This window comes from Burkholderia sp. BCC1047, assembly GCF_902833155.1.
GTDB classification, from domain to species: domain Bacteria; phylum Pseudomonadota; class Gammaproteobacteria; order Burkholderiales; family Burkholderiaceae; genus Burkholderia; species Burkholderia sola.
The window spans coordinates 413,229-426,966 of record NZ_CADFEH010000001.1 but is presented as its reverse complement, the minus strand read 5'-3'; the positions used below and the strand labels follow the sequence as shown (position 1 = coordinate 426,966).

General features: G+C 68.7%; 16 protein-coding genes. 5 read left to right on the top strand and 11 right to left on the bottom strand.

Annotated features, from left to right (window positions below; translation table 11 throughout):
• Positions 1–26: 26 nt before the first annotated feature.
• Both HWX55_RS01750 and HWX55_RS01745 read right to left on the bottom strand, forming a co-directional pair.
• Positions 27–965: a LysR family transcriptional regulator gene (locus HWX55_RS01750; protein WP_050018146.1), complete on the bottom strand. Its 939-nt coding sequence runs from the start codon at positions 963–965 to the stop codon at positions 27–29.
• A gap of 500 nt (positions 966–1,465) precedes the next feature.
• A complete protein-coding gene (locus tag HWX55_RS01745; RefSeq protein ID WP_175973479.1) occupies positions 1,466–1,741 on the bottom strand; it encodes a hypothetical protein in 276 nt (91 codons plus the stop codon).
• Between the two features lie 111 nt (positions 1,742–1,852).
• Between HWX55_RS01745 and HWX55_RS01740 the strand changes: the two genes are divergently transcribed.
• The 3 genes from HWX55_RS01740 (at position 1,853) to HWX55_RS01730 (ending at position 3,517) form a co-directional block, all read left to right on the top strand.
• On the top strand, positions 1,853–2,080 hold the full coding sequence (locus tag HWX55_RS01740) for a DUF2945 domain-containing protein (protein ID WP_175973477.1): 228 nt from the start codon (positions 1,853–1,855) through the stop codon (positions 2,078–2,080).
• Positions 2,077–2,661: a DUF488 domain-containing protein gene (locus tag HWX55_RS01735; RefSeq protein ID WP_175973475.1), complete on the top strand. Its 585-nt coding sequence runs from the start codon at positions 2,077–2,079 to the stop codon at positions 2,659–2,661. The genes HWX55_RS01740 and HWX55_RS01735 overlap by 4 nt, the downstream gene beginning before the upstream one ends.
• Before the next feature lie 118 nt (positions 2,662–2,779).
• Complete coding sequence (locus HWX55_RS01730) at positions 2,780–3,517, top strand: sulfite exporter TauE/SafE family protein (protein WP_175973473.1); 738 nt, start codon at positions 2,780–2,782, stop codon at positions 3,515–3,517.
• Positions 3,518–3,565: 48 nt separating this feature from the next.
• Here the strand turns inward: HWX55_RS01730 and HWX55_RS01725 are convergent, their stop codons facing one another.
• From HWX55_RS01725 to ftrA, 6 genes are all read right to left on the bottom strand, one after another.
• Positions 3,566–4,144, bottom strand: a complete 579-nt coding sequence (locus tag HWX55_RS01725; protein WP_175973471.1) for an NnrU family protein — start codon at positions 4,142–4,144, stop codon at positions 3,566–3,568.
• A gap of 302 nt (positions 4,145–4,446) precedes the next feature.
• A complete protein-coding gene (locus HWX55_RS01720; protein WP_175973469.1) occupies positions 4,447–5,070 on the bottom strand; it encodes a TfoX/Sxy family protein in 624 nt (207 codons plus the stop codon).
• Positions 5,067–6,176, bottom strand: coding sequence for a malate/lactate/ureidoglycolate dehydrogenase (locus tag HWX55_RS01715; RefSeq protein ID WP_175973467.1), 1,110 nt, complete (start codon positions 6,174–6,176; stop codon positions 5,067–5,069). Before HWX55_RS01715 ends, HWX55_RS01720 begins: the two co-directional genes overlap by 4 nt.
• Positions 6,177–6,236: 60 nt before the next feature.
• Positions 6,237–7,691, bottom strand: a complete 1,455-nt coding sequence (locus tag HWX55_RS01710) for a M20 family metallopeptidase (protein ID WP_006480804.1) — start codon at positions 7,689–7,691, stop codon at positions 6,237–6,239.
• A gap of 78 nt (positions 7,692–7,769) precedes the next feature.
• A complete protein-coding gene (locus tag HWX55_RS01705) occupies positions 7,770–8,840 on the bottom strand; it encodes a nitronate monooxygenase (protein WP_175973465.1) in 1,071 nt (356 codons plus the stop codon).
• An 84-nt stretch (positions 8,841–8,924) separates the two neighbouring features.
• Entirely contained in the window at positions 8,925–9,887 is a 963-nt protein-coding gene (gene ftrA, locus HWX55_RS01700; protein ID WP_006480801.1) for a transcriptional regulator FtrA, read from the bottom strand.
• Between the two features lie 130 nt (positions 9,888–10,017).
• Between ftrA and HWX55_RS01695 the strand changes: the two genes are divergently transcribed.
• Together HWX55_RS01695 and HWX55_RS01690 are read left to right on the top strand one after the other, a co-directional pair.
• Positions 10,018–10,437 (top strand): rhodanese-like domain-containing protein, encoded by a 420-nt coding sequence (locus HWX55_RS01695; protein WP_175973463.1) that lies wholly within the window; start codon positions 10,018–10,020, stop codon positions 10,435–10,437.
• Positions 10,438–10,527: 90 nt separating this feature from the next.
• Positions 10,528–10,854 carry a superinfection immunity protein gene (locus tag HWX55_RS01690; RefSeq protein WP_124638810.1) on the top strand — a complete coding sequence of 109 codons (327 nt, stop codon included), beginning with the start codon at positions 10,528–10,530 and terminating at the stop codon, positions 10,852–10,854.
• Positions 10,855–10,869: 15 nt separating this feature from the next.
• On the opposite strand, the gene HWX55_RS01685 is transcribed toward HWX55_RS01690, so the two are convergent.
• The 3 genes from HWX55_RS01685 to HWX55_RS01675 all read right to left on the bottom strand — a co-directional run bounded on the left by HWX55_RS01685 (position 10,870) and on the right by HWX55_RS01675 (position 13,610).
• A complete protein-coding gene (locus tag HWX55_RS01685) occupies positions 10,870–12,030 on the bottom strand; it encodes a cytochrome P450 (RefSeq protein ID WP_175973461.1) in 1,161 nt (386 codons plus the stop codon).
• Between the two features lie 108 nt (positions 12,031–12,138).
• Positions 12,139–12,405 carry a YodC family protein gene (locus tag HWX55_RS01680; protein ID WP_050018134.1) on the bottom strand — a complete coding sequence of 89 codons (267 nt, stop codon included), beginning with the start codon at positions 12,403–12,405 and terminating at the stop codon, positions 12,139–12,141.
• A 344-nt stretch (positions 12,406–12,749) separates the two neighbouring features.
• Positions 12,750–13,610, bottom strand: coding sequence for an isocitrate lyase/phosphoenolpyruvate mutase family protein (locus HWX55_RS01675; protein WP_175973459.1), 861 nt, complete (start codon positions 13,608–13,610; stop codon positions 12,750–12,752).
• Positions 13,611–13,738: the final 128 nt, after the last annotated feature.

Genomic DNA, 13,738 nt, shown 5'->3' with positions numbered 1-13,738 from the left:
GCACGCCACCAGAGTTGCATGACGCGTCACATCGAAGCGGCCGCATGACAAGCGGGTGCGATCGCCTCGGCCACGCGCGGCGCGCAGATACCGCGCACGCAATCGCGCAGCCAGCGATGCGCGGGGTCGCGGTCGAAACGCGGGTGCCAGATCTGCGAGACGGTCAGGTCCGCGATCGGCAACGGCAGCGTGAAGCTGTACATGCCGACGCGGGAGCGCTCGGTCTGCCGCTCCGGCACGCTGGCGACGAAGTCCGAGCTGCGCGCGAGCGACAGCGCGGTCGGAAAGCTCGACACGACGGTCGTCACCGAGCGCGCGATGCCGAGCGAATCGAGCAGCGTATCGATCGGGCCGTTGAACTGCCCACGGCGCGACACGCTCACTTGCGGAAACGACGCGAAGCGCTGCGGCGTGATTTCGCCGGTCGCCAGCGGATGATCCGCGCGGACCACGCCGATGAAGCGGTCGCGAAACAGCGCCTGCACGCGCAGTTCCGGGCCTGCCTGGCCGATCACGCCGACCTCGAGATCGATGTCGCCGTTGCGCAGCGCATCGACATGCTTGTTGGGTTTCGGCGCGAAGCGCAGCCGCACGTCGGGCGCGGCGCGCGACGCGTGTTCGAGCAGCGCCGGCGCGAAGGTCTCGACGAATGCCTCGTTCGCGCGAATCGAGAACGTGCGCTTGAGCGTGCTCATGTCGACCCGTTCGCACGGGCACATGACCGAATGCGCCTCCACGACGAGCGCATGCACCCTGTCGCGCAACTCGAGCGCGCGCGGGGTCGGGACGAGATCGCGCCCCGCCCGCACCAGCAGCGGGTCGCCCGTCATCACCCGCAAGCGCGCGAGCGAGCGGCTGAGGGCGGACGGACTGAGGCCGAGCGCGTTGGCCGCGCCCACGACGCTGTTCTCGGACAGCAACGCGTCCAGAACGACGAGAAGATTGAGGTCGATGGAAGTCGCCATGTTGCGCTCTTGCTGTACTGTCGGGACCGGCCGGCCGAGGGGCCGACGGCATCGTGCCTCGGGCGCATGTGCTCCGTGATTCGCGAGAGACCGGAAATCGGCAGTCGCGCCGCCGAGCCTGACGCACGATCGTGCGTCCGCCGAAATGGCGGGCAGCGAATGGCGGGGAGTATTCGTGCCGCTGAGAAAATCCGCTGCGGATTTATTGCACTTGTGAACGATTGTGCACCGCGCTGCAATAAATCGCAACCGGACGCGATGCGTATCGGGTTTAAATGAAACGATGCGCACGAATGAACAATAAAACAAAACCGTTTTCGATTGCGTGGATCCGCGCATCGCACACGCAAGCCGGCGGTGAAGCAGGGCCCGCGGCGGCAAAGCCTGGGCGGGCGTCACCGGGCGCTACATGCCCGGCCGGCATGGCTTCCGCGCAAGACACCGCACATTCCCGCACATCGCGATCGAATGTCAGAACATTCAGACGCTTCTATTGACTTTCACACGGATATTCCACTCTGGCTCGCATACGTTTCATGAAACCCATTCGATCGGCCGATTCGCGCACGTCTTCCCGCGATATGAGATAAACCCGCTGGATTGTCCGGCCGCCCCTTTTGCGATTCGATCGGCATTTCACTTGTCCGGCGACGTTTCGTCCGATCCGCGCTGCCCGAGTCTTTATCCTTGTAAAAATTTCGGGCAGAGAGAAAATCGCGCGACATTGGTTCGTCGGTCCCGTTGTGCAGGCAACGCAGCGCCGCGCGGCCGTCCATGTCTTTCTCCGCGAACGGTCGTGGCCGATAATGGACACGCCGTTCGTCCCGGCATGACGACACACGCCGAGGATCGACGCACACGGCAATCGCGCCAGGAGGACCCGCTGCATGACCACCCCATTCAAGCTGGGCGACCACGTCCGCTGGAATTCCGAGGCCGGCTACGTGACCGGCACGATCATCGCGATCCACACCGCCGACTTCGACTACAACGGCCATCGCCATCGCGCGTCGCCGGACGATCCGCAGTACGAGATCAAGAGCGACCGGACCGACCATGTCGCCGCGCATCGCGGCCGTGTGCTCGAACGCATCGCCGGCAAGGACCGCGCATGACGCTCCCGTTCTACACGATCGGCCATTCGAATCGCACGCTCGACGAATTCGTCGACCTGCTCGATGCGGTCGAGATCACGCTGCTCGCCGATATCCGCAAGATGACGCGTTCGCGCACCAACCCGCAGTTCAACGAAGCGACGCTGCCCGATACGCTCGCCGCCGCCGACATCGCGTACGAACACATCGCCGAACTCGGCGGCCTGCGCGGCAAGTCGCGCGGCATACCCGACGACGTCAACGACTTCTGGACGAACCGCAGCTTTCACCGCTACGCGGATTACGCGCTGTCGCCCGAATTTCATGCGGGCCTAGACCGACTGATCGCCCAGGGGCACGAGCAGCGCTGCGCGATCATGTGTTCGGAAGCCGTGTGGTGGCGCTGTCATCGACGCATCGTGTCCGACTACCTGATCGCGCGCGGCGAAACGGTACTGCACATCATGGGGCGCAACCGCGTGGAACCCGCGCGGCTCACGGCCGGCGCAGTCGTCCGGCCCGACGGCACGATCGTCTATCCGAATGTCGACGACGACCACGACGGCGCCGCGCCAGCGAAAGACGCCCCACCGGACGCGTGACATCGCGCACGCGCCCCGCACCGGCTTCCGGCGGCCGCCATCCTGCATTACCATCGTGCGGCCACCCCGCCCGCGCTCGTCCGGCAGCGGGCCCCGCCACCTCTTCCGTTGCGCACCGATGCTCGCTCTCATCATCGTCGCCGGCCTCTGGGCCGGCCTGCAGAACGCCCTCGCGGGCGGCGGTTCGTTCGTCACGCTGCCCGCGCTGATCGTATCGGGCATGTCGCCGCTCGCGGCCAACATCACGTCGACGGTCGCGCTGTTCCCCGGCCAGGTCACGACGGGCTGGGCGAGCCGGAACATGGTGAGCGGCGTGGGCAGGCTGCCGTTTCGCGCGCTGTTCGCGATCAGCGTGGCCGGCGGCGCGCTCGGCGGCCTGCTGCTGCTGAAAACGCCCTCGTCGATCTTCTCGCACCTGGTGCCGTGGCTTGTGCTATTCGCGACGGTCGTGTTCGCGTGGGGCAGTTTCTTCCGCAAACCGCGCGCAGGCGCGCAACATCTCGGCCCGGTCGCGGCCGGGGTCTCGCAGTTCCTGATCGCGATCTACGGCGGCTACTTCGGCGGCGGCATCGGGTTCCTGATGATGGCCGCGCTGACGATGGCCGGCCTGCCGCCGCGTCACGCGATGTCGACGAAGAATGCGCTCGCGGGCGTGATGAACGCATCGGCCGTCGTGCTGTTCGTCACGTCGCCACACCTGCACTGGCGTGAGGCGATCGCGCTCGGCGCCGGCGCCATCGTCGGCGGCCTGCTCGGCGCGTGGGCGCTGCATCGCGTGAACGAACGCGTGCTGCGCATCGCGATCGTCTGCATCGGCGCGCTGCTGACCGTCGGGTTGTTCGTCAAGCCGATCTGACGCACGCACGCCGTTGCCGCGGCAGCCGGTCCGACGCGGCGTGCACGTTCAGCCGAACGGCCGCACGCCGATCAGCGGGCCGTGCAGGAACCGCGCGAACACGGCCCACGCGACGAGGCCGGCCGCCACGGCCGCGACGTCGCCGGCCAGTGCGCCGGCCGGATAGCGGACACCGTCGCGGCGATCCCGCGCACGCGACACGACAAAATCGACGATCGACCACACGAAGAACGCGCCGAACAGTACGACCGCGTGCACGGTGCCGTTCACGAGCAGGTGCGCGACCGCCCAAACCATCACGCCGGCCAGCATCGGATGCCCGACGAGCGTCTTGATCCGGTTGCGCGGCACGTACGATGCTGCGATCAGCACGAACGCGACCGCGGTCAGCATGCCCGTCAGGTGGCGCACGCCGACCGGCGACACCCACAGCAGCGTCGCGCCCGCGCGCGCGAGCCCGTACCCCCAGGCGATCAGCGCGAAGCCGACGATCGACGCGATCGCGTAACCGCCCTTCCAGCCCTTCTCGCCGATCCGCTCGATCGTCGCGGACCGCCAGCCGTCGGCGACGATCCGGATCGAATGCACACCGAGGAAGATCGCTAAACCGAGAATCAGGACGCGCATCGGCTGTCTCCGTCTGGAATGATGAGTGGGGAAGCGTTCCGCGCGGCGTCGGGTGCGCCGTTCGCGAGGCCGGCGGCGAGGCCGGCGCGGGTCGCGCGACGCATGGGCACAACCCGCGCCGATCATAAACGCCGGGGCCGCCGTTGTGAAGCATGCAGGACGTGCGGTGCGTCAAGCTCGATGCATGCGTGCGCCGGATCGTGCAGGCACATAGGCCGCGCAGCGTGCTGGTCGGCCGCGACGGGCGCGCCTGAAAGTAAGGAAACCGAAAATCGCGAGGCGGTCGCTTCTCGTGATCGGGACTACGCCTGCTTGCGCTTCGCCGCGGGTTTCGGTGCCGGCGTGGGCGACGATTTCGATGCCGGTTTTGCTGTCTGCGCCGACGCCGGTTTCGCTGCTGCTTTCGCCGCAGGCTTCGTTTTCTGTGCCGACGCGGGTTTCGTTGCCGGTTTCGTTACCGATTTCGTTGCAGGCTTCGCCACCGGTTTCGCTGCACGTTTCGACGCGACCTTCGATGCCGCTTTCGGTGCAGCCTTCGCCCCCGCCCCGGACCCAGTCTCCGACGCCGCCTTCGCCTTGCGCTTCGGGGTCCCGGCCAGCAGCGCCGCGCGATACGCGCCGCGGCACCAGTCGAACAGCGCGCCCGCATCCTCGAGCACGTCGGCCGGCGTTTCGTAATAGCCCTCGAGCGAGACGGTGCGCGTGGGCCGCGCATACGAGAACGGCCCCATCCCCGCCGCGACGAACGCCGGGCGGTTCACGTCGTCCACCCGCAGGAACAGCGACCCGCGCGACATGAAGCCGAACATCACGCCGTCGAGCCGCAACGCCGCACCGCTGAAGAACCGTACAACGGCGACCGTGCCGAGCGGCGCAAGCTGATACGCGATTTCCTCGCCGTGCGCCTTCTCCGACTGCCAGCTCATGCGGGCACCTCGCAGCGCTGCGTCCATGCATCGAGTTCGGCCGCGTCGACACCGACGGCCGCCGCGCTCTCGCGAATCTGCCGCCACGTCGCGCGGTCGACCGGAATGCCGGTCGTGCCGCGGGCGGCGCGGCTCGCTTCTTCCGGTTCGCCAGGCATCCGCACCGGCGTATCACCGGCCTGCGGCGACGCCTTCGCCCACGCGACGAACGCATCGGCTTCGCGTTCGGCATCGGCCGCATCGAACGCTTTCGGATCGATCAGCACCGACAGCATCCCGTTGACGATCGCGCTCGTCTTCTGCAGCGTATCGCCGTACGTCGTATGCCCGCCCACCAGCGCGCCGCCGAAGATCTCGCACATCGCCGCGAGCGCGTACCCCTTGTGCAGCCCGAACGGCAGCAGCGCGCCGAACGGCTGCTCGTGCATCACGGCCGGATCGTCGGTCGGCTCGCCGCGATGGTCGATCAGCGACCCGGCCGGCACGCGCTTGCGCTGGTTGTACGCGACCCGCGTCTTGCCGTACGCGATCGCGCTCGTCGCGAAATCGAGCAGCAGCGGCGCCTTGCCCGCACGCGGATACGCGGCGCAGAACGGATTCGTACCGAAACGCGGATCGGTGCCGTGCAGCGGCGCGACCAGCAGGTCGCCCGGCACGTTGACGAAATGGAACGACACGAGCCCCGCGCGCGCGCACTGCTCGGCCCAGTGCCCGATGCGGCCGAGGTGATGGACGTCGCGCAGCCCGATCGCGCAGATGCCCATGCGCCGCGCGCGCTCGATCCCTTCGACCATCGCCTCGAACGCGATCACCTGGCCGAAGCCGCGCCCGCCGTCGATCGTCAGCACCGCGCCGCCGTTGCGAACGATCGACGCGTGCGCGTTCAGCTGCAACTGCCCTTCCCGCCACGATGCGACGTAATTCGGGATCATCCCGATCCCGTGCGAATCGTGGCCCGCGAGATTCGCGCCGACCAGGTGATCGGCGACGAGCGTCGCCTCGCGCGAATTGCTGCCGGCCCGTTCCCAGAGTGCCGCGACGAATGCATGCAGCGGTTCGGCGCGCATGCGCAGCGGTTCGGTATCGGGCGTCGGCAGTGCGGTCATCGGCAACACTCCATCCAGTCGGTTCGGGTCGGGCAATCGGTACGTCGAGCGCTGCGACGATCAGCGCGCGGTCGCGATCACGTCGGCCACCGCCGCCGTGAGCTTCTTCGCATACGGCACGTGCAGGAACTCGTTCGGGCCGTGCGCGTTCGACTTCGGCCCGAGCACGCCGCACACCATGAATTGCGCGGCGGGGAAGCCTTCCTGCAGCACGTTCATCAGCGGGATCGTGCCGCCGAGGCCCATGTACGCGCAGTCGGCGCCGAAGTGGCGGCGCGACGCGGCGTCGAGCGACGACGCGAGCCACGGCGCGAGATCCGGCGCGCTCCAGCCCGTCGCGGCGCCCGCGTCCGGCTTGAACGTGACCTTCGCGTTGTACGGCGGATCGAGTTCAAGCAATTCCTTCAGTTGCTGCACGGCCTGCGCGGCATCGACGAGCGGCGGCAGCCGCAGTGACAGCTTGAACGCGGTGCGCGGACGCAGCACGTTGCCCGCATCGGCGAGCGCCGGCATGCCGGCCGCGCCCGTCACCGACAGCGACGGACGCCACGTCGAATTCAGCAGCGCCTCGCGCGGATCGGTCGTGGTCGGCAGCACGGGCTTGCCGTCCTGGCCGCACGCCCAGGGCAGCCCCTTCCACACCGTGTCGCCGAGAATCGCGGCGGCCGCTTCGGCTTCGCGCACGCGGCTCGACGGAATCTCGCAATGGAACGCGCCCGGCAGCAGGTTGCCGTTCTTCGCGTCTTCGAGGCGTTCGAACAACTGGCGCATCACGCGGAAGCTCGACGGCGCGATGCCGCCGTACACGCCCGAGTGGATGCCTTCTTCCAGCACCTCGACCTGCAGGTCGCCGGACACGAGGCCGCGCAGCGACGTGGTAAGCCACATCTGGTCGTAGTTGCCGGCGCCCGAATCGAGGCACACGACGAGCGATACCTGGCCGAGCCGGTCGCGCAATGCGTCGACGTACGGCAGCAGGTCGTAGCTGCCCGACTCTTCGCAGGTCTCGATCAGGCCGACGCAGCGCGGCCGCTCGATGCCCTGCTCGTCGAGCGCGCCGAGCGCCGCGAGGCTCGCGTAGATCGCATAGCCGTCGTCCGCGCCGCCGCGGCCGTACAGCTTGCCGTTCTCGAATTTCGGCGTCCACGGGCCGAGATCCGCGCGCCAGCCGTCGAATTCGGGCTGCTTGTCGAGGTGGCCGTACAGCAAAATCGTGTCGGTGCTGCCCGAACGCGTGGCCGGCGACTCGAAGAAGATCACCGGCGTGCGGCCCGGCAGACGCACGATTTCGAGCTTCAGGCCCTTCACCGGCTGGCGTTCGGCCCACTGCGCGGCGTCGGTGACGACGCGCTCGAGATAGCCGCGCTTCGCCCAGTCGGGGTCGAATGCGGGACTCTTCGCGGGAATCGCGATGTAGTCGGTCAGTGCGTGGAGGATTTCATCGTTCCACTTGCGCTCGATGAAGGTAACGAGCTTGTCATGGTCGAGGACGGGGGTAGTGTCGACGGAAGTCATGGTGGGGGTGCCTGGATCGGGCTGACGAAAATCCAGATCATACGCCGATGCTCCCCCGCCGGCGCCCCTCCCGGCCGTTCAGCCAGCCGTCGGAAACGCGTCGCGCAGCCCGGCCGCGCAGGCGAGCGCATCGCGCCACAGTCGCCGCGTCAATTCACCGGCATCCTCTTCGCGCGCGAGCGCCGCGGCCTCGCCCGACCACAGCAGCGAGAAATCGTCGCGGCCCTGCCGCTCGAACGCGCCACGCAGCGGATCGACCGCGGCCGTCGCAAGCGGAAACGCCGGCGCGAGCGCACTCATCGGCCCCTGTTCGCGCATGAAGCGCGTCAGCAGCCCGCGTGCGGGGCGGCCCGTGTACAGGTTCGTGATGCGCGTGCCGTCGTCGCGAGCGGCGCGCACGGCCGCGCGATGTTGCGCCGAGCGGCCGGCCTGCGGCGTCAGCAGGTAGCCGGTGCCGATCTGCACCGCGCTCGCGCCGAGCGCGAACGCGGCCGCGATGCCGCGCCCGTCGGCGATCGCACCAGCCGCGATCACCGGCGCGCGCACTGCATCGACGATCTGCGGCAGCAACGCGAACAGGCCCGGTTGCGCGTGGATGTCGTCGGTCAGGAACATCCCGCGATGGCCGCCGGCCTCCGCCCCCTGCGCGATGATTGCGTCGACGCCGCGCGCATCGAGCCAGCGCGCCTCCTCGACGGTCGTCGCGGACGACACCACCTGCGCGCCCGTGCGACGCACGCGGTCGAGCAGCGCGTCGTCCGGCAGCCCGAAATGGAAGCTCACGACGGCCGGCCGCAGTTCCTCGACGACCGCGCACATCGCATCGTCGAACGGCGCACGGCCGGGGCCGCCTTTCACGTCGGCCGGGTCGAGCCCGGCTTCCGCGTAGTAGCCGGCGAGCGCCGCGCGCCAGCGCGCATCGACCTGCGCATCGGGCGCGGGCGGCGCATGGCAGAAGAAATTCACGTTGAACGGCGCGGCCGTGCGCGCACGGATCGCCGCGATCTCGTCGCGCAACTGCTGCGGGCCGAGCGCCGCGCACGCGAGCGAACCGAGCCCGCCGGCTTCGCACACGGCGATCGCGAGCGGGCTCAGCGAGCCCACCATCGGGGCCTGGATCAACGGCAAACGGGAAGGCAGCGTCGTCATCGGAATCCTTGTTCGGAATGAGTGGCCGTCGCCACACCAGTGGTCTTTTCTTCGTCGCGCCCGAGCGATGCCGCCCGGCGCCTGCTACGTGCCGCCGCGATCCATCCCGCGCCGGTACGCGGCCGGGCTCGTCGCCGCGACGCGCCGGAAATGCCGGCGCAGCGATTCCTCGGAACCGAACCCCGCACGCGCCGCGACCTGCGCAAGCGGCAACGCGGGCTGCGCTTCGAGCATGTCCTTCGCGACATTCACGCGTTCGCGGATCAGCCATGCGAGCGGCGACATCCCCGTCGCATCCGCGAACTGACGCTGCAGTGTGCGCGTGCTCATCGCGGCCTGCGCGGCGAGCGACGCGAGCGTGTGCGGCTCGGCCGCATGCGCGCGCATCCAGTCGATCAGCTTCGCGAGCCGGTCGGTGCCGCCCGGCGCGACCGGACGCGGCACGAACTGCGCCTGCCCGCCGTCGCGATGCGGCGGCAGCACGAGGCGCTGCGCGACGCGATTCGCGATCGCGCCGCCGTGATCGCGGCGCACCAGATGCAGCAGCATGTCGAGCCCCGCCGCCGAGCCGGCCGACGTGACGATCTGTCCTTCGTCGACGTACAGCGCATCGGGATTCACGCGCAGCGCCGGATAACGCGCCTGCAGGCGTTCCGCATACCGCCAGTGCGTCGTCACGGTGAGACCGTCGAGCACTCCGGCCGCCGCCAGCACGAACACGCCCGAACAGATCGAGCAGAGCCGCGCGCCGCGTCGATGCGCGGCCCGCAGCTTCTTCAGCAACGGCTCGGGCGGCAGTTCGTCCGGATCGCGCCAGCCGGGAATCACGATGGTGTCCGCGCGATCGAGCGTCGCGAGCCGGTACGGCGCGGCAACGGTGATGCCGCCCGCCGCGCGCACGGGCCCCGGCTCGCTCGCGCATACCGCGAAGCGATACCAGTCGACGCCGAGTTCGGGGCGCTCGAGCGCGAACAGTTCGACCACGCAGCCGAATTCGAACGTGCAGAGACGATCGTAGGCGAGCGCGACGACGAGATGATTGTGCATGGCGCAATGTTACCGGAACTTGTCGATCGCGCCACTGCCGCGAAACGAGCCGAACCGCGATACTGCCCTTCATTGCGGCGCGTTCCGTGCCCGCTCAGTTCCGTACCCGCTCAACCAGGAGAGCCCGACCATGTCCTATGTCACCGACGTCCCCGCCGCCGACAGCCGCGCCGCCCTCGCGCATTTCGAGGCATCGCTGCGCTTCGAGACCGATTGCTGGGACGTGCACGACGCACTCGCGTCCGGCACGCCCGATTTCGTGCTGCTCGACGTGCGCGGGCCGGACCTGTTCGCCGCCGGCCACGTGCCCGGCGCGCGCAACCTGCCGCACCGCAAGATCATCGAAAGCAAGCTCGCCGGTTATCCGGCCGGCACGCTGTTCGTCGTCTACTGCGCGGGGCCGCACTGCAACGGCGCCGCGCGCGCGGCGATCCGGCTCGCGCGCCTCGGCCGGCCGGTCAAGCTGATGATCGGCGGCGTGACGGGCTGGCTCGACGAAGGTTTCGCGCTGAGCAACGACGTGCAGCCGGCGGACGCCGAAGCCGCCTGATCGTCACCAAAAGCGCAACAATCAATTGCCTGCACACGAACGGAAAAAGCGCGACAATCAGCCTCATTGCAGTTCGGACGGAGCAGCACCATGCATGATGAAGTCCTGATTCAAGTGGCCGGTTCAGTCGCGGCGATCGCGCTCTATTTCCTGCCGGCCGTCATTGCCGACCGGCGCGGCCGGCACGACAAGCTGACGATCGCGATGTTCAACGCGCTGTTCGCGTGGACGGGCATCGGCTGGCTGATGACGCTGTACTGGGCGTGCCAGCCGAACCCGCGCACCGACGTCGCGCAGACGATCCTCGCAAAGCGCCGCGGCGTCAGCATGCGCACCTTCTCGACCGGCCTCGTCGAACGCGTGCAGCGCCGCGTCGCCGCCCAGGAGCAATGGGCGGAAAAACAAGGCTGCCGTTAAGTCCCTCTTTCCGCTTCACCGCGTCGCGTCGAACTTCGGCATCCTGACGTTGGTCGACGCGCGGTAATCCCACTTCAGTTCAGCGCGCGGCGGCCAGCCGCCCGCGCGCAACCGCGCCGCGAACGCCCCCGCCGTCACCGCCCGTGCGATCCGCTCGCCCGGACACCCGTGCGGCCCCGTGCCGAAGCCGAAATTCGGCCCGGCCGCGCGCCCCGGCATCAGCCGGTGCGGATCGCGATGCACGGCCGGATCGCGGTTCGCCGCCGCGAGCACGACGAGGATCGCATCGCCAGCTTCGACGCTCACGCCTTCGATCGACGTGCGCGCCGCGACGAACCGGCGCGTGTTCTGCACCGGCGCATCGAAACGCGCGACTTCGGCAACGAATGCGTCGAGCGCGGACGCGTCCGGCGCCACGCCGGCTTCGCCGTCCCATGCCACGAGTGCATTGCCGAGCCAGGCGGCCGTCGCCTCGCACGTCTGCGACAGCAACCCGACGAGATTCGCGACCAGCGCGCCGCTCGCGTGCCAGCCCGACGCGCGGGCCGCCTGCTGCACCGCGGCGACCAGCGTGCCGTCGTGCGCGTGCGACTGCGCGACGCGTTCCGTCATCTGGGCGAGCAATTTCCGCGCGGCATCGCTCGCGCGGTCCAGCGCCGCGGCATCCGACAGCGGCGACAGCGCGGCGACGAACTCGACGACCCGCTCGGCAATGTCGTCGAGCTGCGCTTCGTCGAAGCCGAGCAGATCGGCAACCGCGCACACCGGCACCGTCATGCACCACGCATTCAGCGCATCGGCATCGCCGGGCGTCGGCAACCGCCGCGCGGCAAGCGCGTCGGCGCGAGCGCGCAGCGCATCCGTGTCGATCGGCGCGAACGCCGCGCGCAACGCCTGCTTCGGCACGTCGTGCCGCGACGGGCCATCGTTCATGCGCACCAGCTCGCCGAACAGCGCACCGGCCGTCGTGCCGCGCAACGCGGGCGGCACCGGCGCGTCGAGCGGGCGTACGCGACAAGCCGGATGGCCGAGCACGGCCGTCACGGTCGCCGCGCGGCTCGCGACCCACAGGCCGAGCGTGGCGTCGAACGCCAGCGGCGGCCCGTCGACGAGCGCGGCGTAATAGGGATAGGGATCGCGGTGCGTGACCGCGGCAATGGGATCGGTCGGGTTCATGCGTTCAGTATCGGCGCAGCGCGCCGCCGCATGTTTCGGGGTGGCGTGAAATGTCGTCGCACGGACGCCGCGCGCCGCGCATCGCGGCGTCGCGGCGGCCGGCCGGCGTCAGGCCGCCGACCGGTAGCGGTGCGACTGCATGCGCAGCCGGACCCGCCCGGCCGAAATCGCACGCGGCTCGGGCGCCACCGTGTCGTGATGGAACATTTCCTGCCGGAACTCGCCGTTTTCGTCGAACCACTGGCAGATCAGCCAATCGCCGTCGTCGAACACGACCGGCCCGGCATAGGTGACGGTCATGCGCGGCCCGCCCGTTTTCAGCGTCACGACATCGCCCACGCGAAACCTCACTCGATGATTTTCTCGGATCGTCATCGCTCTCTCAGCTTTTAATATATTGAATATATTGATATTCCCGGCAGCCCACTCGCCGGTCATTCGAACGTGACGCAGATTATCAATCAAAAAATCATCCGGCAACTGCCGCGCACTGAAACGTTCTGAACGAGAACCTGCAACAATGCGCGGCATCGTCGCGTATGACAGCCCGCCAAGCCTCAGATCCGGTGCGGTTTGTGCGTCGGCGGCAGCCGATCGGGCGGAATACTGAAAATAAACGACGATTTTCGCGTCAGCGTCGGCGATTAATGCAGACGCGAAACCAATTGATTATTGTCAATCAATGCTTAAGTGGAAACGATTCCGGATTTTATTGGGGCTCATTCGTCGAACAAAATCGGCGAATTATCCGGCGCCGCGAACCAGCGGTTGATATCGCGCCCCGGCACGGCTGCCCGGGTAAAGGTGAACGTGCCGTCGCGCCGCATCTCCATCGCCGCGCGCAGGAATGCGCCGAATGCGGCCCGCGCCAGCGCGCCGCCAACGCTGACGCGCTTCACGCCGAGCGCCGCCAGCTCGTCGAGGCTCAGCAACCCACCCTGCAGACCCATGACGACATTGACGGGCGCGCCGACCGCCCGGGTCACCGCCGCGATCTCGTCGGCGTCGGTGATGCCCGGCGCATACAGCACGTCGGCGCCCGCATCGCGATAGGCGACGAGCCGCGCGATCGTGTCGTCGAGGTCGCGGCGGCCGTGCAGGTAGTTCTCGCAGCGCGCGGTCAGCGTGAACGGAAACGGCAGCGCGCGCGCCGCGTCGACGGCCGCCGCGATGCGTTCGATCGACGCGTCGCGCGCATAGATCGGCGTATCGGCGCGGCCGGTCGCATCCTCGATCGAGCCGCCGACCGCGCCCGCCTCGGCCGCCAGCCGGATCGTTTCGGCCACCGTATCGGGCGCGTCGCCGAAGCCGTTCTCCAGATCGGCGCTGACGGGCAGGCCGCCCGCGGCGACGAGCTCGGCAATGTGCTCGAGCATCGCGTCGCGGTCGATCGCGTTGTCGGGCTGCCCTTTCGAAAACGCATAGCCGGCGCTCGTCGTGGCGAGCGCTTCGAAGCCGGCCATCGCGAGCAGGCGCGCGGTGCCGGCGTCCCACGGGTTCGGGATGATGAACGCGCCGGGGCGCGTGTGCAATGCACGGAAAGCTTCGGCGTGGCGGGCTTGCTGGTCGGAACGGGTCATCGTGAACTCCGGGAAGGTGGTTGACGGTGAGCTTACGCCGGTCGTGCACGCGACGTTTCAGCGTTTGCCGAAATGTCGTCGCGCAACGGGAAACACCCGGGCCGACCGGATGCGGGTCGCCACGCTCA